This window comes from Magnetospirillum sulfuroxidans (genome assembly GCF_018224925.1).
In the GTDB taxonomy this organism is placed as follows: domain Bacteria; phylum Pseudomonadota; class Alphaproteobacteria; order Rhodospirillales; family Magnetospirillaceae; genus Magnetospirillum; species Magnetospirillum sulfuroxidans.
In genome coordinates this window covers 738,978-756,866 of the sequence record NZ_JAGTUF010000001.1, presented here as the reverse complement: position 1 = coordinate 756,866, position 17,889 = coordinate 738,978, and the positions used below count along the sequence as shown (strand labels likewise).

The window sequence follows — 17,889 nt, the reverse complement described above, 5'->3', positions numbered from 1 at the left end:
ACGAAAAGGAAGCCGCAGGTGAGTAAATCGGGCCGCGACAACATTCTGGTCGTCGATGACGAACCGCAAATTCTGACTGCCATCACCGATCTTTTGGAAGATGAATTCACCGTCTGGACCGCCAGTGACGGCCCCGCCGCACTGAAGCTTCTTGAAGTGCAGGATATGGCGGTGATCTTGTCGGATCAGCGTATGCCGGGGATGACCGGGGCGGAATTGCTGGGACGCGTGCGCCAGATTTCCGACGCGACCCGCGTTCTGGTCACCGGGTATTCCGATCTGGATGCCCTGGTCAAGGCGGTCAATCTGGGCCAGATTCACGCCTATCTGTCCAAGCCGTGGAATCCGCTGGAACTGAAGGTGGTGGTCCGCACCGCCGCCGACCGGTGGCGGCTGGGGCGGACCTTGGAAAAAGAACGCACATTGTTGCAATCCTTGATGGATAACGTTCCCGACGCCATCTTCTTCAAGGATTCTTCCCTGCATTTCACCCGTATCAATCCGGCCCAGGCGGCGTTGCTGGGGCTGGATTCACCGCTCGAGGCGGTGGGGCACATGCTGGGCGACCTGGTGCCGCCGGCCGCCGCCGCCTTGGCCGAGGAACAGGAACGCGATTTGTTGGATCGCGCCGTCCCCTTGGTCGATAAGGTCGAGCCGGTGGTCGATGACCAGGGGGGGACGTCCTGGCTGTCCATCACCAAGGTGCCGATCCGGGTTGGCGGGCAAGTGGTTGGGTTGGCCGGCATTGCCCGCGATATCACCAAACGCAAACAAGCCGAGGATTTGCTGCGTCGTTCCCATGACGATCTGCAAAAAGCGGTGGACGAGCGGACTGTTTGGCTGCGCCAGGAAATCAGCCGCCGGGCTCAGGCCGAGGACCAAGCCCGCGCCGCCCGTGACGTGGCCGAAGCCTCGAGCCGGGCGAAAAGCACTTTTCTCGCCAATATGAGCCACGAATTGCGCACGCCGCTGAACGCCATCATCGGTTTCGCCGAACTGACCGAAACCCAGATGAATGCGGCCGAGCGGGACAAGCTGGGCAGCTTCATCGCCGATATCGGTGAATCGGCGCATCATCTGCTGCGGGTGATCAACGATATCTTGGATGTCGCTCGGGTCGAGGCCGGCAAGGTCACCTTGCATGAAAGCCTGATCTTCATCCCCGATGTGATCCAATCGGCGGTGCGGCTGACCACCCCCAGCGTTTCGGCCAAGCAACAGGTTCTGCTGACCTCGTGCCCCGATGATCTGCCGCGTCTCAAGGGCGACGAGCGGTTGATCAAGCAGGTGTTGCTTAATCTGGTCGCCAACGCCAGCAAGTTCACCCATGCGCATGGTCAGATCACCATTGATGCCAGCCAGACGGATGGCATCGTGCAATTGTCCATCACCGATACCGGCTGCGGCATCGCCGCCGAGGATATTCCCAAGGTTTTGCAGCCCTTTGGTCAGGTGGAAAACCTGTTGGCCCCCAAGCAGGAAGGGACGGGATTAGGTTTGCCGCTGGCCCGCGAGTTCATGGAATTGCACGGCGGCACCTTGGAGGTGTTGTCCGAACTGGGGCTGGGGACCACGGTGATCCTGACCTTCCCGCCGGAACGGGTGGCGGGTTAGCGCCATGACCGAGCCGGACCGCGCCCTGCCCATCGCTGCTATTTTCGCCGATAGCGGCGCCGGGGATGTGCTGATCGCCTTTGCCCGTGAAGTGCAGGGGCAAGGCGTGCGCGTGCGCGGCCTGATCCAGCGCCAGGAACCGGACATGCATCTGGTCGATATCCAGTCCGGGCAAGAATTCGCCATCACCCAGGATCTGGGGCCGGATTCAGATGCTTGCCGCATTGATCCCGCCGGTTTTGCCGAAGCTTCGGTGGTCTTGCGCGATGCCTTGGCGGAAAGGGCCGAATTGGTGGTGATCAATCGTTTCGGCAAGTTGGAAGCGGCAGGCGGAGGTCTGGCGGCGGAAATGCTGGCGGTGATGGCCGAGGGCTTGCCGGTGCTGACCTGCGTCAATGGCGAACAGGTGGCGGCATGGCGAAGCTTTACCGGTGATGCCGGTCTTTTGCTGCCCGCCGACATCACCGCTTTGCGCGCGTGGTGGCGCGGGCAAAGGTCAAATCTGCGATAGCCACGGCTCCAGATCGGCCCTGGCGCGATCGCTATACAGCTTTTTGCGATCACGGCCCTTGATCTTCTTGCCGCGCTCGTCGCGTTCAGGCGCCGGCGGAAACAAGCCGAAATTGATGTTCATCGGCTGATAGGTGTCGGCATGGGCGCCGCCGGTGACATGGGCCAGAATGGCGCCCAGCGCCGTGGTCGCCGGCGGGGCGACGAAATCGGTCGCCAAGGCTTCGGCGGCGGCGGCGAGACCGGCCAACAGACCGATGGCGCTGCTTTCCACATAGCCTTCGCAGCCGGTGATTTGGCCGGCCAGGCGCAGGCGCGGCTGCGCCTTCAACCGTAACGTCGCGTCGAGCACCCGCGGGCCATTGACGAAGGTGTTGCGGTGCAAGCCGCCCAGACGGGCGAATTCAGCGTTTTCCAGGCCGGGGATCATACGGAAGATACGAGCTTGTTCCCCATGGCGCAGCTTGGTCTGAAAGCCGACCATGTTGTAAAGGGTGCCCAGCTTGTTGTCCTGGCGCAACTGCACCACCGCATAGGGCTTGGGGCCGTTGGGATTGGTCAGGCCCACCGGCTTGCCCGGCCCATAGGCCAGGGTTTCGCGCCCGCGTTCGGCCATCACTTCCACCGGCAGGCAGCCCTCGAAATAAGGCGTATCCTTTTCCCATTCGTGGAACGGCACCTTTTCGCCGGCCAGCAGGGCGTCGATGAAGGCGTAATACTCGTCCTTGGACAGCGGGCAGTTGATGTAATCCGATCCCTCGCCCTTGTCATAGCGCGATTGGAACCATGCCTTGGAAAAATCGATGCTGTCCTTGTGGATGATCGGGGCGATGGCGTCGAAAAAGGCCAGCGAATCCTCGCCGGTGATGCCGCGGATGGCCTCGGCCAGCGGTGCCGAGGTCAAGGGGCCGGTGGCGATGACCACCTGTTCCCATGCGGCCGGCGGCAGGCCGGCGATTTCCTCTCGCATGATGGTGACGTTGCCTTGGGCGAGCAGGGCTTGCTCGACACTGGCGGAAAAGCCGTCACGATCCACCGCCAGGGCGCCCCCGGCCGGGACCTTGTTCCGGTCGGCGCAATCCATGATCAGCGAGCCGGCACGGCGCATTTCTTCGTGCAGCAGGCCGACGGCATTATAATCGGCGTCATCGGAACGCAGCGAGTTCGAGCACACCAACTCGGCCAGGCCATCGGTCTGATGGGCCGGGGTGGGGCGATGCGGCCGCATCTCGTGCAGGGTGACGGACAGGCCGCGCTTGGCGATCTGCCAGGCGGCTTCGCAGCCGGCCAAGCCGCCGCCGATGACATGGATGGTCTTGCTCGTGTTCATGGTCGTGGAGATAAGGCCAAGCCGGCCCTATGTCCAGCCCACAAAATCAGAATGCTTTCTGGCCGCCCCCGTCCGAGGAGGAACCGACATCCTGAACCGAGGTGACGAACGACAAGGATGCCGCCGATAGCGGATTCTTGCCCAGACCGGCGCCACTGATGCCGGCGCCGTCCTTTTTGTCGGTATCGGTGTTGTTCTTGTTCAGATCCATGGGACCGAATGCGTAGCTGGCGAAGACGGATTGGCTGGCGTTTTCCTGTTTGCGGGTGTCGTGATTGTCGGGCCGGTCGAGGCGTTGCAACAGAGCCGGTGAGGGTTGGGCGGATACCGCTTGCATGGCAAATCTCCGAAAACTCAGGTTGTTTAGGGTTTTGCAGGTATCGTGCCAAAGCTAATTCATTGAAAAACAATGGAAGTCATATTGTTGCGCTGGGCAAAAGCTGCCTGATGCGCTTGCGCGAATGCTTGAGCAAGGATATTTCTTCCTGGCGCGGGTTAGGGTATAAGCATCCACCGCCCACCACCCGATGGAGTAGGGGAAAACACACCCATGGCCAAAAAGTTCTATGTCGTCGGCGGCGAATACGCCGACACCGCGTTCACCACCATCGCTTCCGGTCACAAGGAAGAGCGCTTCGGCCCCTTCGGTGAACAAGAAGCCCATGTCTGCTGGCGTGCGCTGACCGGTAAGACCGTGGATAACGCCATGATCCGCTATTTCATCCGTGCCGACGAAGAGCAGGCGGAAGATCAGTGGTACGTGGTTGGCGGCGAATATGCCGATACCGGGTTCGACGTCATCGCTGCCGACAAGTCGTTGGAAGTGCATGGTCCGTTCGAACGTCAGGCCGCCATGAACAAGTGGCGCGAACTGACCGGCAAGTCGGTGGACAACGCCCTGATGCGCTTTGATCTGTGCAGCGCCGACGAATTGCCGGCGCGCAAGGGATAATTAAATCCCACAAATTTTGTAAGGACTCTGGAAACCTTTCCAGAAACGGGGTATTTTCTTGTTTAGGATAGTTCCAAACAAGGAGATGCCCCGTGTCCCACAAATATCACGTATTCGTTTGCACCACTTCCCGTCCGGCCGGTCATCCGCGCGGCTGCTGCACCTCTAAGGGCGGCGGGCAGGCCATGTTCGACCAGATGATGGCGCGCTTCCAAAAGGGCATGCTGTGGGAAAAGGGCGTCAGCTTGGCCCAGGCCAGCTGTCTGGGCTTTTGCGGCAATGGCCCGCTGATGGTGGTCTATCCCGAAGGCGTGTGGTATCAGCCGGTGGAAGCCGCCGATTACGACGAAATCGTCCAATCGCATTTCAAGGACGGCAAGGTGGTCGAACGCCTGCGCGTCAATCCCGGTCATTGATCAGGGGGACGAGGGGCTAATCCGCCGGTCCCTCGGCCAACCGATCCTTGATCAGACCGAAGAACGTGTCCGGTTGGGCGCTGTCGTCATAGCGCCAACCCAGATGGCTGCCGCATTGGCCGCATTGGGCGATGGTCCAGGCATAGCCTCTGAACCAGGAAAATTCCGCCGATGGGGGGCCGACCAAGCGCAAGCCCTGCGCTTGGTCGAAGCACCACACCCGAAAAATCATCCCCGCCGGATTGAACACCACGTGCTCATGGTCGCCGCCCATGGGGCGCAGCCAGTCGCGGCGGGTGATGATGCGTCGGCAATGGCGGCAGCGCCAGATTTTGGCGCCGGGGGCCAACGCCGCATCGGCGTCGGTTTTTCCCCCGGCATCCAACGGCATGATTTACGCCGTGCGCTGGATCAGGTGATAGCCAAAGGGCGTTTCCACCACGTCGGAAATCTGACCGACATCCAGGGCAAAGACGGCGGTTTCGAATTCACCGACCATCTGGCCGCGACCGAATTCACCCAGATCGCCGCCTTCGCGGCCGGACGGACAATCGGAATGATCGATGGCCTGTTTGGCGAAATCGGCGCCGGCGGCGATATCGGCCTTGATGGCGTTGATCTGGGCCAAGGCCTCGGCCTTGCTGCGTTCGGCCGAGGAATGCATGGAGCCGTCATACATCAGCAAGATGTGCGAGGCGCGAACCTGCGCTTCCGGCACCGTGCGCTGGATCAGGTGAAAGCCGAACGGGGTTTCGACCACGTCGGAAACCTGACCTTCTTCCAGGGCAAAGGCGGCGGCGTCGAAATCGGGGACCATCATGCCGGGGCCGAACACGCCGAGATCGCCACCTTCGCGACCCGACGGACAATCGGAATTCTGGGCCGCCAACTGGGCCAAATCGGCCCCCTTGGCGATCTGATCCTTAAGGTCGTTGATCATGGCCAACGCCTCGTCCTTGGAGCGGGTGGCGGTGGACCGCATGGAGCCCTGGTACATGAGCAGGATATGCGAGGCGCGAATTTGCGAGGCCATTAAAATACTCCGTGTCAGAAAACGGCCGGACCATAGCAGTAGCCGGGCATTCGATGCTATAGCTTGTGTATCAGCAAAGCATGGAGAACGTCATGAGCATCGAAACCATCGCCATCGCCTCGGGTCTGGTGTTCGGCGCCGGGCTGATCATCGCCAAGCTGTTGATCGGCCGGGCCTTGGCCAACAAGGCGGCTCAGGACAAATAAAAAACCCCGCCCATGCGGCGGGGTTTCTTGTTCAATGCACTTGCATCCAGGCGATGGCGCCAACCATCAATCCCAGCACAGTGATGAATGCCGCTTTTTTCAGCCGCTGCCCCAGCGGGCCGCGATTGTCGTTGGCGGCACTGGCAAGCCGTCGGGGCGGTGTCGGCTGACACCGCCCTTCTGAGGCAAAGATCTGTACGCGCCGATCAGCGCTTTTCGATCGGCGGGACATCGCGAACGTCGGAACCGATATAAAGCTGACGCGGCCGGCCGATCTTCTGGTCGCTGTCGGTCAGCATTTCATTCCACTGAGCGATCCAGCCGACGGTGCGGGCCAAAGCGAACAGGCAGGTGAACACCTGGGTCGGGATGCCCATGGCGCGGAAGATGATGCCCGAATAGAAATCGACGTTGGGGAACAGCTTGCGCTGGACGAAGTATTCGTCTTCGAGCGCGATGCGTTCCAGTTCCATGGCCAGCTTCAGCAGCGGATCGTCCTTGACGCCCAGTTCTTCCAGAACCTCGTGGCAGGTCTGCTGCATGATCTTGGCGCGCGGGTCGTAGTTCTTGTAGACGCGGTGACCAAAGCCCATCAGGCGGAACGGATCGTCCTTGTCCTTGGCCTTGGCGATGAATTCGGGGATACGATCGACCGAGCCGATTTCATGCAGCATTTCCAGCACGGCTTCGTTGGCGCCGCCATGGGCGGGACCCCACAACGAGGCGATACCGGCGGCGATGCAGGCGAACGGGTTGGCGCCCGACGAGCCGGCCAGACGCACGGTCGAGGTCGAGGCGTTCTGTTCGTGATCGGCGTGCAGGATCAAGATGCGGTTCATGGCCCGCGCCAGGATCGGGCTGACGGTGTATTCCTCGCACGGCGTGGCGAACATCAGGTGCAGGAAGTTTTCCGCATAGTTCAGCTTGTTCTGCGGATACATGAACGGCTGACCCTGGCTGTACTTGTACGCCCAGCCGACGATGGTCGGCATCTTGGCGACCAGGCGATAGCTGGCGACCATGCGCTGGTGCGGGTCGTTGATGTCGGTCGAGTCGTGATAGAACGCCGCCATGGCGCCGACGACGCCGCACATCACCGCCATCGGGTGCGAATCGCGACGGAAGCCGCGGAAGAAGAACGAGATCTGCTCGTTCAGCATGGAATGGCGGGTGATGTCGCTTTCGAACTTGGCCTTTTCCGCCGCGTTGGGCAACTCACCCTTGAGGATCAGATAGGCAACTTCCAGAAAGTCGCACTTTTCGGCCAGTTGGTCGATGGGATAGCCGCGGTGCAGCAGCACGCCGGCATCGCCGTCGATGTAGGTGATGGCCGACTTACAGGAACCGGTGGAGGTGTAGCCGGGGTCATAGGTGAAGATATCCATGTCGCCGTACAGCTTGCGGATATCCATGACCTTGGGGCCGACGGTGCCCGACAGCAAGGGCATCTCGATCTGCTTACCGGTGCTGTTGTTGATAAGCGTAACGCTTTCTTTGTTGCTCATGTCAGCTTTCCCCGTGATCCACACGAATGTGCGAGTGTTGTGCCTTGCCGGTGGAGCGAAATCCGCCGGCCGTTTCGTTCAAGGCCGACCCTTTGCCGTGGTATCAGCGATGCGGCCCAAAGTCTCGGCTCGCCCCAACACCTCCATCACCTCGAAGATGGGGGGGGAAACCGAGGATCCGGTCAGCGCCGCCCGCAGGGGTTGCGCCACCTTGCCTAGTTTCTGGCCCTTGCCTTCCGCGAAAACGCGGGCGGCTTCCTCCAGAACGTCCTTTTTCCACTCCGCCGCCTCGATGGTGGCGGCGTATTCGCTCAGCAGCGCCATCTGCTCGGCATCGGCGGCCACCTTGGCCGCCTTGTCGTCCAGGGCCAGCGGCCGGCGCCGGGCATAAAAGGCGGCCAGGTCGGTGAGTTCGACCAAGGTCTTGGCCCGCTCCTTCATGCCGCCCATGCCGGCCAGCAAACGGGCCTGGGCATCGGCATCGACAGCGTGTCCCAATTTTGCCGCCAGCAACGGCGCCAGCAATTCAACCAGTCGCGCATCATCGGCGTTGCGCATGTAATGGCCGTTGAGGTTGGTCAATTTGGTCATGTCGAACCGCGACGGCGAACGGCCGACATTGTCGAGCGTGAACCATTCCACCGCCTGTTCGGTGGTGATGATCTCGTCGTCGCCATGGCCCCAGCCCAGGCGCAGCAGGTAATTGCGCATGGCCTCGGGCAAGAAGCCCATGTCGCGGTAAGCCTCGGCCCCCAGGGCGCCGTGACGCTTGGACAGCTTGGCGCCATCGGGGCCGTGGATCAGCGGGATATGGGCGAAACGGGGCGCGTCCCAGCCGCAGGCCTTGTACAATTGGTACTGGCGGAAGGCGTTGGTCAGATGATCGTCGCCACGGATGACGTGCGTGATGCCCATGTCATGATCGTCCACCACCACCGAAAGCATGTAGGTGGGGGTGCCGTCGCCGCGCAGCAAGACCATGTCGTCCAGTTGGGCATTGGCGACCTTGACCTCGCCTTGCACCAGATCGTCGATGACGGTTTCACCCTCTTGCGGCGCCCGCAGGCGGACCACGCCGGGCACGCCGACCGGGGCTTCGGACGGGTCGCGGTCGCGCCAGATGCCGGGATAGCGCGTGGGCTTGCCCTCGGCCTTTTGCCCGGCGCGGATGGCGTCCAGTTCCTCGGGCGTGCAATAGCAGTAATAGGCCTTGCCCTCGGCCACCAATTGGCGGGCCACTTCGGCATGGCGGTCCATGCGGGCGAATTGGAACACCGCTTCGCCGTCACCGTCCAGGCCCAGCCATTTGAGCCCATCAAAGATGGCGTCGACAGCGGCCTGGGTCGAGCGCGCCCGGTCGGTATCCTCGATCCGCAGCAGGAAGCGGCCCCCATGGTGACGGGCGAAAAGCCAGTTGAACAGCGCCGTGCGGGCGCCGCCGATGTGCAAAAAGCCGGTGGGAGAGGGGGCGAAACGGGTAACGACCTGCATGATTATTGCGCGAGGCTCCGACAACAAATTTGGCGCTTGCGAACTCTGTAGCATATTCTTTCGCCCATGACAGCCTGATCATCGTACCCAGGGGTATTTTTCCTGCCCGATAGGATGGGTTTTTGCCCGCGCAAAAGGTTAGGTAAGGGGGCGGGCAGGGATGGTTTGACAAAATCGCTTTATGCTGGCCAAGGTTGCCCGCTCAGAGCTTTATAAGGATATCTTGATGTCGGCGGATTTCGTCAGTGTGCGCGGATTGATCTTCGAATATGGCTCGAGCCGGGCCTTGGACGAGGTTGGTTTTGATCTGCCGGCCGGCTCTGTCACCGCCTTGGTCGGCCCCAACGGCGCCGGCAAGACCACGTTGCTGCGCTGTCTGGCGGGTCTGGAGCGGCCGCTGGCCGGCTCGATTCGCATTGACGGCGTCGATGTGCTGGAGCAACCGCGTCTGGCCCATGCCAAGCTGGGCTTTCAACAAGATTTCTTCGGTGTCTACGATCAATTGTCGGTCCGTCGCAACCTGCTGCATGCCGCCGCCATCCAGGGCATGAACGAAGGCGACATGGAATCGGCGGCGGTGTGGGCGGCCGAGGCGGTCAGCCTGTCCGATCGGCTGGAGCAAAAAGCCGGCACCTTGTCGCGCGGCTTGCGCCAGCGTCTGGCCATCGCCCGTTCCATGGTCCACCGGCCGCGCCTGCTGCTGATGGATGAACCGGCATCGGGTCTGGACCCCGAGGCGCGACGGGAATTGTCCGGCCTGATCCGCACCCTGGGCGCCGCCGGCATGACTTTGGTGGTGTCGTCGCACATCTTGGCCGAGCTCGAGGATTATTCCACCCATATGCTGGCATTGCGGGATGGCCATTCCGCCCAAGTGGCGGTGCTGTCCGGCACGACGGCGGCCAAGCCGCGGTGGCGTCTGGGGCTGGTCGGCGATGCCCGCGAGGCTTTGGCCGGTCTGCACGGCATGGCCGAGGTGTCGGAATGCGAGATCATCGACGGCGACGTCGAATTCGCCTTTGTCGGCGAGCCGCTGGCCCGTCATCACCTGCTGCGTCATCTCGTGGATCAAGGGGTTTTGGTCACGTCGTTGGCGCCGACCGGCGGCCATCTGGAAAAGCTGTATATGGGAGACCGGGCATGAGCAATACCGCGCTGTTGCGCCTGAACCCGGAATTCCAGCGCTGCCTGTGGCTGGAACTGACCCCGACCCGATTGGTGCTGATGCCGGCGTTGTTGGCGGTGGCGTTGGCCGGCCTGCATTTGAGCAATGTGGCCAATCTGGCCGAATGGGTCTTGTACATCTTATTCTTCCTGCTGGTGCTGTGGGGCGGCCGTCTGGCCGCTGATTGCTTCGTCGAGGAAGTGGCCCAGGGGACTTGGGACGTGCAGCGGCTCTCGGCGTCGAATCCTTGGGCCATGGCCTTGGGCAAGGTGGTCGGCGGCACGTCTTACGTCTGGTATGGCGCTTTGTGCTGTCTGCTGGCCCTGATCGTCGTTCCCGGCACAATTGATTTCGTCGATTTGGCCTCCACCCTGGTCGGCGGCTTGGCCGCTCAGGCCACCGCGCTTTTGGTGGTGCTGGTGCTGCATCGTTTTGACGCCAGTCGCCGCCGGGGATCGACCACCTTGGCGCAGATGCTGGGCATCGTCGCCGCCGTGCCGTCATTGGGGCCGTTGGCGGCGCTGTCGTCGCTGGCCAAAAACTGGGGGGGCATTACTCAGTGGTATGGCGCTGAATTCGCCTTGCCGAATTTCACCTTGGGCCACGAAATCGTCATGCTGGCTTGGCTGCTGCTGGCGGTGGCCTGGTTGATCCGTCTGCAATTGGGCCATGCGCCGTCCCCCTGGCCTTATCTGGCCTTCACCGTCTACGAGATCGCCTTTGTCTTGGGCTTTTTGTTCACCCAGAAGCTGATCCCGCCGCTGCCGGTGATGACCGGGGTGGCCGCCTTGGTGGCGGCGGTCCTGACCTATGGGGCGGTCTTGGCCTCGCCGCTGCATGTTTCCGACGTCAAGCGGCTGTTGCGGGCGCAAGATTGGGGGCGGCGTTGGGACTTGCTGCCGTCTTGGCTGCCGGCGGCGGCGCTGGCGGTGCTGTTGGGCGTCATCACCGTTTTGGCCGGGGGACGGGAATGGACCTTGGCGGCGGCGGTGCTGGCCCTGTTCTTGCGCGATATCGCCTTGGTGGCGGCGGTCCGGCTGTTGGCGCGGCGGCGCAACGCCTTGCTGTTATGCGTGCTGGCGGTGCTGCTGTATGGCTTGTTGCCGACGGTTCTTGACGGTATCGGCGGTTCCAACCTGAAGGCCTGGATTTTCCCGACCATGGGGGCGTCGGCGCTGACCTTGATCGGGCCATGGGCGCAGGCGGTGGCGGCCTTGGCCTTGGTCGTCATGGCGTGGGGCCGCCGCAAGGGAGTCTGACCATGGAACGGCTGCTGGCCGAGCGTGAACGCTGGCCGTTGTGGCTGCCGGTTTTTCTGGGCTTGGGCATCGCGTTTTACTTCATCTTGCCGTCCGAGCCGCCGGCATGGTCCGGCCCGGCAATCCTGGTGGTGGTCTTGCTGGCTTGGTTAGGGCTGCGCCGGCGCTATGGCGCCGCCATCGTCTTGCTGCCGTTGCTGCTGGCGGCGTTGGGGCTGAGCGTGGCGCAGATGCGCACGCTTTGGGTTCAGGCGCCGATTCTTGAAGTGGCTTCGGGCAAGGTCATTGTCCGTGGCGTCATCAGTGAAATCGAGCCGATGGCCGAGGGGGGCCAGCGGGTCGTGCTGGAGCAGGTTCAGGCCGATCTCAATGGCCCGGTGCCGACCAAGGTCAGATTGCGCTTAAAGCGGGTGGCGCCCATCTCGGTGGGGGCGGAAATCCGCTTGTCGGCGCTGTTGCTGCCGCCGCCGCAACCGCTGACGCAAGGGGCCTTTGACTTCGCCCGACATGCCTGGTTCCAAGGATTGGGGGCGGTGGGAAGCGGGTTGTCAGACCCGGAAATCATCGCCCCGCCGGCTGCCGGGCACGAGCTGAACCGCCTGCGTCACCGGGTGGCGCTGCGCGTGGCCGGGCTGATCCCCGGCGCCGCCGGAGGCGTGGCCGCCGCCTTGATCACCGGCGAGACCTCGGCCATTCCCCGCGCCGTGCTCAACGATTACCGCGATTCCGGTCTGGCCCATCTGCTGTCCATTTCCGGCCTGCACATGAGTTTGCTGGCTGGCATGGCTTTTTTCCTGGTGCGGGGCGGTCTGGCCCTGGTGCCGGCGGTGGCGCTGCATTATCCGATCAAGAAATGGGCGGCGGCCTTGGCCATGGCGCTGACCTTTTTGTACATGCTGCTGGCCGGGGCTCCGGTGCCGGCGCAGCGCGCCTTTCTGATGACCGGGATCGTCTTGCTGGCGGTGCTGCTGGACCGTGCCGCCTTGTCCATGCGCCTGGTGGCGTGGGCGGCGATGATGGTGCTGATGGTGGCGCCCGAAGCGCTGATCGGTCCCAGTTTTCAGATGTCGTTCGCCGCCGTCGCCGCCTTGATCGCCACCTACGAAGTCGCGGCCAAGCCGATGGCGGCATGGCGGGCGGCGCATCGCCAGGTGCATCATCGGTTGGCCCTATATGTGGCCGGATTGATGTTGACCTCGTTGGTCGCAGGCTTTGCCACCGCGTTTTACGGGGCTTTTCACTTCAACCGCTTTGCCGTGTGGTCGCTGCTGGCCAACATGGTGGCGGTGCCGCTGACCGGTATCGCGGTAATGCCGTTTGCCATGCTGTCGCTGCTGCTGATGCCGCTGGGATTGGAGGAACTGGCCCTGGTGCCCATGGGCTGGGGGGTGACGGCGGTGAACGCCGTGGCCGCCTGGGTGGCGGCCTTGCCCGGCGCCGCGATCGCCCTGCCGCCATTGCCGTTATGGGGGATGGCCGGCTTTACCTTGGGGGGATTGTGGTTGGTGCTGTGGCGGGGGTCGTGGCGCTGGTGGGGCGGCGTGCCCATGCTCTTGGGCCTGAGCGGATTTTTGTTGAACGATCCGCCCGATCTGCTGGTTGACGGTCGCGGTTATGCCTTTGGCGTGCGCCAGGAAGATGGCTCCTTGCTGGTCAATCGCGGCGGTCGCATGGTCCGAGAAACGTGGGGGCGTCGCGCCGGGCCGCTGGCGACGGAACGTTGGCCCAAGCGCGGCAGCAACACGGACGGTCATTTGACCTGCGCGGCGGCTGGCTGCGTCTATCGCCATGGCGGCATGGTCGTCGGCCTGATTCACCGCGAGGCCGGCATCGACGAAGCCTGTCGCGGCGCGGATGTGGTGATCAGCGCCGTGCCGTTGCGGGGCGCCTGTGGCGAGGTTGGATTGGTGATCGACCGTTTTGATCTGTGGCGGCAGGGGGCCCAGGCGGTATGGCTGGAATCGCTTCGGGTGGAAAGCGTTGCCCACTGGCAGGGCGATCGGCCGTGGTCGCATCGCCCGGTCCGCCGTCGCAAGAATGTCGATCAATCGCCGACCGACGACGAAAAAGAAGCGGAAAATGACGATTCCTAAAAAAACGGAAACCTAAACCTCTCCAGTCCCAGGCCTTGCGTGTCGATGTCGGCCTGCTGGCCGGACATCAAATCGGCCAGCATTCGGGCCGAGCCACAGGCCATGGTCCAGCCCAAGGTGCCGTGACCGGTGTTCAGCCACAGGCCGGCCAAAGGGGTGGCGCCGATCAGCGGCACGCTGTCGGGGGTAACCGGGCGCAGGCCGGCCCAGGGTTCGGCTTGGGTGAAATCGCCGGCCTGGGGGAACAGGGCGCGGGCATTGTCAAGGATCATCCGCCAGCGCTTGGGGTTGAGCGATGGGTCATGGCCGGTCATCTCGGCGGTGCCGGCGGCACGCAGGCGGTCGCCCAGGCGGGAATAGACCATCTTGTGTTCGTCATCGGTAATGGACACGCTGGGGGCGCCGATTCCCGCCGGCATGGTGATGGAATATCCCTTGGCCGGAACAATGGGCAGGCGCAGGCCGGCGGGGCGGGCCAAAAGCGGACTCCAGGACCCCAGGGCCAGAACCACGGCGTCGGCGCGAATCTCGCCCTGATCGGAGGCGATTCCGATGACGCGGTCGCCATGGCGCAAGATGGCCGTCGCCGTCACGCCATAGCGGAAATCAGCGCCCAGGATTTGCGCCTGCGCCGCCATGGCGCGGGTGAATTTGTGGGCATCGCCGCTTTCATCGCCGGGAGTGAAGATACCGCCGGCCAGTTCTGGCGCCACCGCGTTCAAGGCCGGCTCGATGCTGAGGCATTGCGCCCGGTCCTTGATCTGGCGGTCAAGACCGAAACGGCCCATCAGGGCGGCGGCGGCGCAGCCATTGTCGAATTCCCGGGGGGAACGATAGACGTGCAAGATGCCCTGTTGGCGTTGGTCGTAATCCAGCGCCAAGGTGTCGCGCAGTTCTTGCAGGCAGGCGCGGGAATACAGGGCGATGCGCAAGGTCCGTTCGGTGTTGAGACGGGTGCGCGGTCCGGTGCAATTGGCCAGGAAGCGCAGGCCCCAGGCCCACAGCGCCGGGTCCCAGCGATTCCAGCGGAACAAGAGCGGCGCATCGTCGCGTCCCAGCCACGAGACCACCTTGCCCAGCACCGCCGGATTGGCCCATGGCTCGGCATGGCAGGGCGAAATCTGGCCGCCATTGGCGAAGCTGGTTTCCAGACCAGCGCCATCTTGGCGGTCGATGATGACGACCTCGTGACCGGCTTTGGCCAGATACCACGCGGTGGTGGCGCCGATCACTCCGGCGCCGAGAACCAGCACCCTCACCATTTCCTCCCCGTCCTGATTTGGCGATCCAGTCCTATCCCAACCCCCGCATCGCCGCAAGGGTGGGGCGACAAGGACGCGATTCGCTTATGCCCAGGAAAGGCTTACCTTAGGGTTGTATTGACGGAGGAACGGATGAACGCCGAAATCCTGAACGTAGCCGAAATGTATCGCGCCGATTCCCTGGCCATGGCCGGGGGCATCGCCGGAGAGACGTTGATGGAGGCTGCCGGTTGGGCGGTGGCGCGGGAGGTCTGTCATCGCTTCCGCCCCTGCCGGGTGACGGTATTGTGCGGTCCGGGCAACAATGGCGGCGACGGCTTCGTCATCGCTCGCTTGCTGTCGCATCAAGGGTTCGTCGTCCGTTTGGCCCTGTTGGGCGACGTCGCCAATCTGAAGGGAGACGCCGCCCTGATGGCCGGGCGCTGGCCCGGTCCGGTGGAGATGCTTGATCCGGTCTGTCTTGAGGGGGCCGAACTGGTGGTGGATTCCTTGTTCGGGGCGGGACTGGCGCGGCCGTTGGACGGCCCGGCGGCGGAAACGATCGCCGCGTTGCGACGGCTGTGCCTGCCCGTGATTGCCGTCGATGTTCCGTCCGGGGTTGACGGCGATACCGGGGCGGTGCTGGGGCTGGCGCCGCAAGCGGTGGCGACGGTGACGTTTTTTCGCAAGAAGCCCGGCCATCTGCTTTATCCCGGCCGGGCTTTGTGCGGCGAGGTGGTGGTGGCCGGGATCGGGATCCCGGCCGAGGTGCTGACCGAGGTCGAGCCGGCCATTGTCGAAAATGATCCAACGGTCTGGGCCGCCCGTTTTCCGTGGCCCGGTGCCGAAGGGCACAAATACCAGCGCGGCCATGTCACCATCTTGGGCGGCGCCGTCCTGACCGGGGCGGCGCGGCTGGCGGCGCGGGCGGCGCGACGGGCCGGGGCCGGTCTGGTCACCATCGCCGCCGCCGATGCGGCGCTGGCCATCTATCGCATGGCCGATCCCGGCAATATGGTGTTGCCCGAAGCCGATCTGATCGAGATGCTGGCCGATCCCCGCCGCAATGCCTGGATCATGGGACCGGGGGCGGGGCAGGGCGAAGGCCGCCGCGCCCAGCTCAAGGCGGTGCTGGAGGCCGGGCGCAAATGCGTGCTTGATGCCGATTCCCTGACTTGGTTCAGCGGCTGCAAGGATTCGTTGCGCCGGCTGTTGTCGCCCTCGGCGGTGCTGACCCCCCATGACGGCGAATTCGACCGTTTGTTCGGCGATGTCGCCGGCAGCCGGTTGGAGCGGGCGCGTCAGGCCGCATCCTGCTCGGGGGCGGTGGTGGTGCTGAAAGGGGCCGATACGGTCATTGCCCATCCCGACGGTCGGGCCGCCATCAACGCCAATGCGCCGCCCTGGCTGGCCACGGCCGGCTCTGGGGATGTTTTGGCCGGGATCATCGGCGGCTTGCTGGCCGCCGGTTCGGATGGCTTTGACGCGGCTTGCGCCGGGGTGTGGATGCATGGCGCCGCAGCCACCGCCTTTGGCCCCGGTCTGATCGCCGAAGATATCGCCGAGACGTTGCCCTTGGTGCTGCGGAACCTTTACCAACAGGAAAATGCGCCTAAATCATAACCAGAACGATCATCACAGGGGAGCGGGGCAATGACCCAAGCCGCAGTTCCATCCTTGTTGGAACGCATCAAGGGATTGGCGAAATCGTGGATCGAGGTCGCCAGCAGCGCCAAAAGCGGCGAGACGCTGAGTTTCGCCCCCGATCTGCCCGAAGATGATCTGGATCGTTTGCGTCCGCAATTGCGCGGCTGTCTGGACGGCAAGGGCGGCGAGGTTTCCGCCCGTGCCCGTGCCGCCGCCCTGGGGCGCGAATACCTGTCGCTGTCGGCCGAGGGCCGGCGGCGGTTCCTCAAATTGGTTGCCGACGAGTTCGGCCCCGATCCCGAGGCGGTGGACCAGGCCATCGCCGCCCTGCAACAAGCGCCGGCCGACAAGCGGGCGGGGGTTGAACAGCGCTTGCGCGAAGTGCTGGAACCACCCCGCTTGCGCCTGCTGACCCAGTTCAACGCCTTGCCCGAAGGGGTTAAATTCCTGGTCGACCTGCGGGCCGAACTGGCCGGCATGGCCAAGGGAGACGCCGGTTTGCGGGCTTTGGAAAACGACCTTAAGGGCCTGCTGTCGGCGTGGTTCGATGTTGGCTTTTTGGAATTGCGCCGGCTGACCTGGGCGTCGCCGGCCAATGTGCTGGAAAAGCTGATCGCCTATGAGGCGGTGCACACCATCCAGGGTTGGGATGATCTTAAGAACCGCCTGGACTCGGACCGCCGGCTTTACGGTTTTTTCCACCCACGCATGCCGGCCGAGCCGCTGATCTTCGTCGAGGTGGCGCTGGTCCAAGGTCTCAGCGGCGATATTCAGCAATTGCTTGATCTTAATGCCCCGGCAGGTAATCCCGACACCGCCGATACCGCCATTTTTTATTCCATCAACAATGCCCAGCGCGGCTTGAACGGCATCAGTTTCGGCAACTTCCTGATCAAGCGGGTGGTCGAGGAACTGACCCGCGAGTTCAAGAATCTCAAGAACTTCGCCACCTTGTCGCCCATTCCCGGCTTTTGCCCATGGCTGGAAAGCCGGTTGGCCGAAGGCGAGGCGGGATTGCTGAGCGGCATTGAACACCGGGCCTTGGCGCAGATTTCCAATGGTTTGACGGCCAAGGGCAGCCTGAAGGCGCTGTTGGCCGATCCGGCCTGGGTCGCCGATGATCACTTGGCGGAAACCTTGCGCGGGCCGCTGATGCGTCTGGCCGCGCGCTATTTGGCGGAAGAACGCAAATCCGGCGTCCGCGCCCTTGATCCGGTGGCTCATTTTCACCTGTCCAATGGCGCCCGCATCGAGCGCATCAACTGGCGGGCCGACACCAGCGCCAAGGGGCTAAGCCAATCTTGCGCCATGATGGTCAATTATCTGTACAAACTCGACGATATCGAGGCCAATCACGAAACCTATGCCGGCAAGGGCAAGGTGGTGATTTCCTCGGCGGTGAAGACCTTGCTGAAAGGTTGACGGCG

Annotated in this window: 16 protein-coding genes; 9 read left to right on the top strand and 7 right to left on the bottom strand. The window is 63.3% G+C overall.

Annotated elements, in window-relative coordinates; genetic code table 11:
• The first annotated feature begins 18 nt into the window (after positions 1-18).
• Positions 19-1,614 carry a hybrid sensor histidine kinase/response regulator gene (locus KEC16_RS03540; RefSeq protein ID WP_346344020.1) on the top strand — a complete coding sequence of 532 codons (1,596 nt, stop codon included), beginning with the start codon at positions 19-21 and terminating at the stop codon, positions 1,612-1,614.
• 4 nt (positions 1,615-1,618) lie between these two features.
• Positions 1,619-2,125, top strand: coding sequence for a DUF2478 domain-containing protein (locus KEC16_RS03535; RefSeq protein ID WP_211546242.1), 507 nt, complete (start codon positions 1,619-1,621; stop codon positions 2,123-2,125).
• Here the strand turns inward: KEC16_RS03535 and trmFO are convergent.
• Positions 2,111-3,454: a methylenetetrahydrofolate--tRNA-(uracil(54)-C(5))-methyltransferase (FADH(2)-oxidizing) TrmFO gene (trmFO, locus tag KEC16_RS03530; protein WP_211546241.1), complete on the bottom strand. Its 1,344-nt coding sequence runs from the start codon at positions 3,452-3,454 to the stop codon at positions 2,111-2,113. The genes KEC16_RS03535 and trmFO overlap by 15 nt on opposite strands.
• Positions 3,455-3,500: 46 nt before the next feature.
• On the bottom strand, positions 3,501-3,791 hold the full coding sequence (locus tag KEC16_RS03525) for a hypothetical protein (RefSeq protein WP_211546240.1): 291 nt from the start codon (positions 3,789-3,791) through the stop codon (positions 3,501-3,503).
• 213 nt (positions 3,792-4,004) lie between these two features.
• Between KEC16_RS03525 and KEC16_RS03520 the strand changes: the two genes are divergently transcribed.
• Complete coding sequence (locus tag KEC16_RS03520) at positions 4,005-4,406, top strand: DUF4170 domain-containing protein (RefSeq protein ID WP_211546239.1); 402 nt, start codon at positions 4,005-4,007, stop codon at positions 4,404-4,406.
• A 92-nt stretch (positions 4,407-4,498) separates the two neighbouring features.
• Positions 4,499-4,822 (top strand): (2Fe-2S) ferredoxin domain-containing protein, encoded by a 324-nt coding sequence (locus tag KEC16_RS03515; RefSeq protein WP_211546238.1) that lies wholly within the window; start codon positions 4,499-4,501, stop codon positions 4,820-4,822.
• A gap of 16 nt (positions 4,823-4,838) precedes the next feature.
• Here KEC16_RS03515 and KEC16_RS03510 read toward each other — a convergent pair whose 3' ends face one another.
• From KEC16_RS03510 to gltX, 4 genes are all read right to left on the bottom strand, one after another.
• Positions 4,839-5,213 carry a cereblon family protein gene (locus KEC16_RS03510; protein WP_211546237.1) on the bottom strand — a complete coding sequence of 125 codons (375 nt, stop codon included), beginning with the start codon at positions 5,211-5,213 and terminating at the stop codon, positions 4,839-4,841.
• Positions 5,214-5,216: 3 nt separating this feature from the next.
• Positions 5,217-5,855 (bottom strand): peptidylprolyl isomerase, encoded by a 639-nt coding sequence (locus KEC16_RS20155; protein ID WP_211546236.1) that lies wholly within the window; start codon positions 5,853-5,855, stop codon positions 5,217-5,219.
• 412 nt (positions 5,856-6,267) lie between these two features.
• Positions 6,268-7,566, bottom strand: a complete 1,299-nt coding sequence (gene gltA, locus KEC16_RS03500; protein ID WP_211546235.1) for a citrate synthase — start codon at positions 7,564-7,566, stop codon at positions 6,268-6,270.
• 78 nt (positions 7,567-7,644) lie between these two features.
• Positions 7,645-9,057, bottom strand: coding sequence for a glutamate--tRNA ligase (gene gltX / locus KEC16_RS03495; RefSeq protein ID WP_211546234.1), 1,413 nt, complete (start codon positions 9,055-9,057; stop codon positions 7,645-7,647).
• 226 nt (positions 9,058-9,283) lie between these two features.
• Here gltX and KEC16_RS03490 point away from each other — a divergent pair, with 226 nt between their 5' ends.
• The 3 genes from KEC16_RS03490 to KEC16_RS03480 are packed head-to-tail and all read left to right on the top strand — an operon-like array spanning position 9,284 to position 13,574.
• Positions 9,284-10,201 (top strand): ABC transporter ATP-binding protein, encoded by a 918-nt coding sequence (locus tag KEC16_RS03490; protein WP_211546233.1) that lies wholly within the window; start codon positions 9,284-9,286, stop codon positions 10,199-10,201.
• The gene (locus tag KEC16_RS03485; RefSeq protein WP_211546232.1) at positions 10,198-11,481 is read left to right on the top strand and encodes a hypothetical protein; all 1,284 of its coding nucleotides are present in this window, start codon (positions 10,198-10,200) and stop codon (positions 11,479-11,481) included. The genes KEC16_RS03490 and KEC16_RS03485 overlap by 4 nt, the downstream gene beginning before the upstream one ends.
• A 2-nt stretch (positions 11,482-11,483) precedes the next feature.
• Complete coding sequence (locus tag KEC16_RS03480) at positions 11,484-13,574, top strand: ComEC/Rec2 family competence protein (RefSeq protein ID WP_211546231.1); 2,091 nt, start codon at positions 11,484-11,486, stop codon at positions 13,572-13,574.
• On the opposite strand, the gene KEC16_RS03475 is transcribed toward KEC16_RS03480, so the two are convergent.
• Positions 13,571-14,833, bottom strand: a complete 1,263-nt coding sequence (locus KEC16_RS03475; protein ID WP_211546361.1) for a D-amino acid dehydrogenase — start codon at positions 14,831-14,833, stop codon at positions 13,571-13,573. The two genes, KEC16_RS03480 and KEC16_RS03475, sit on opposite strands and share 4 nt — an antisense overlap.
• 135 nt (positions 14,834-14,968) lie before the next feature.
• On the opposite strand from KEC16_RS03475, the gene KEC16_RS03470 reads away from it, so the two are divergent.
• Complete coding sequence (locus KEC16_RS03470) at positions 14,969-16,438, top strand: NAD(P)H-hydrate dehydratase (RefSeq protein ID WP_211546230.1); 1,470 nt, start codon at positions 14,969-14,971, stop codon at positions 16,436-16,438.
• A 30-nt stretch (positions 16,439-16,468) separates the two neighbouring features.
• Positions 16,469-17,884, top strand: a complete 1,416-nt coding sequence (locus KEC16_RS03465; protein WP_211546229.1) for a malonyl-CoA decarboxylase — start codon at positions 16,469-16,471, stop codon at positions 17,882-17,884.
• Positions 17,885-17,889: the final 5 nt, after the last annotated feature.

Bases quoted from the DNA above. Each gene is read 5' to 3' on its own strand.
- KEC16_RS03535 (WP_211546242.1), top strand. From the start codon at position 1,619: ATGACCGAGCCGGACCGCGCCCTGCCCATCGCTGCTATTTTCGCCGAT.
- trmFO (WP_211546241.1), bottom strand. From the start codon at position 3,454: ATGAACACGAGCAAGACCATCCATGTCATCGGCGGCGGCTTGGCCGGC.
- KEC16_RS03525 (WP_211546240.1), bottom strand. From the start codon at position 3,791: ATGCAAGCGGTATCCGCCCAACCCTCACCGGCTCTGTTGCAACGCCTC.
- KEC16_RS03520 (WP_211546239.1), top strand. From the start codon at position 4,005: ATGGCCAAAAAGTTCTATGTCGTCGGCGGCGAATACGCCGACACCGCG.
- KEC16_RS03510 (WP_211546237.1), bottom strand. From the start codon at position 5,213: ATGCCGTTGGATGCCGGGGGAAAAACCGACGCCGATGCGGCGTTGGCC.
- KEC16_RS20155 (WP_211546236.1), bottom strand. From the start codon at position 5,855: ATGGCCTCGCAAATTCGCGCCTCGCATATCCTGCTCATGTACCAGGGC.
- gltA (WP_211546235.1), bottom strand. From the start codon at position 7,566: ATGAGCAACAAAGAAAGCGTTACGCTTATCAACAACAGCACCGGTAAG.
- gltX (WP_211546234.1), bottom strand. From the start codon at position 9,057: ATGCAGGTCGTTACCCGTTTCGCCCCCTCTCCCACCGGCTTTTTGCAC.
- KEC16_RS03490 (WP_211546233.1), top strand. From the start codon at position 9,284: ATGTCGGCGGATTTCGTCAGTGTGCGCGGATTGATCTTCGAATATGGC.
- KEC16_RS03485 (WP_211546232.1), top strand. From the start codon at position 10,198: ATGAGCAATACCGCGCTGTTGCGCCTGAACCCGGAATTCCAGCGCTGC.
- KEC16_RS03480 (WP_211546231.1), top strand. From the start codon at position 11,484: ATGGAACGGCTGCTGGCCGAGCGTGAACGCTGGCCGTTGTGGCTGCCG.
- KEC16_RS03470 (WP_211546230.1), top strand. From the start codon at position 14,969: ATGAACGCCGAAATCCTGAACGTAGCCGAAATGTATCGCGCCGATTCC.
- KEC16_RS03465 (WP_211546229.1), top strand. From the start codon at position 16,469: ATGACCCAAGCCGCAGTTCCATCCTTGTTGGAACGCATCAAGGGATTG.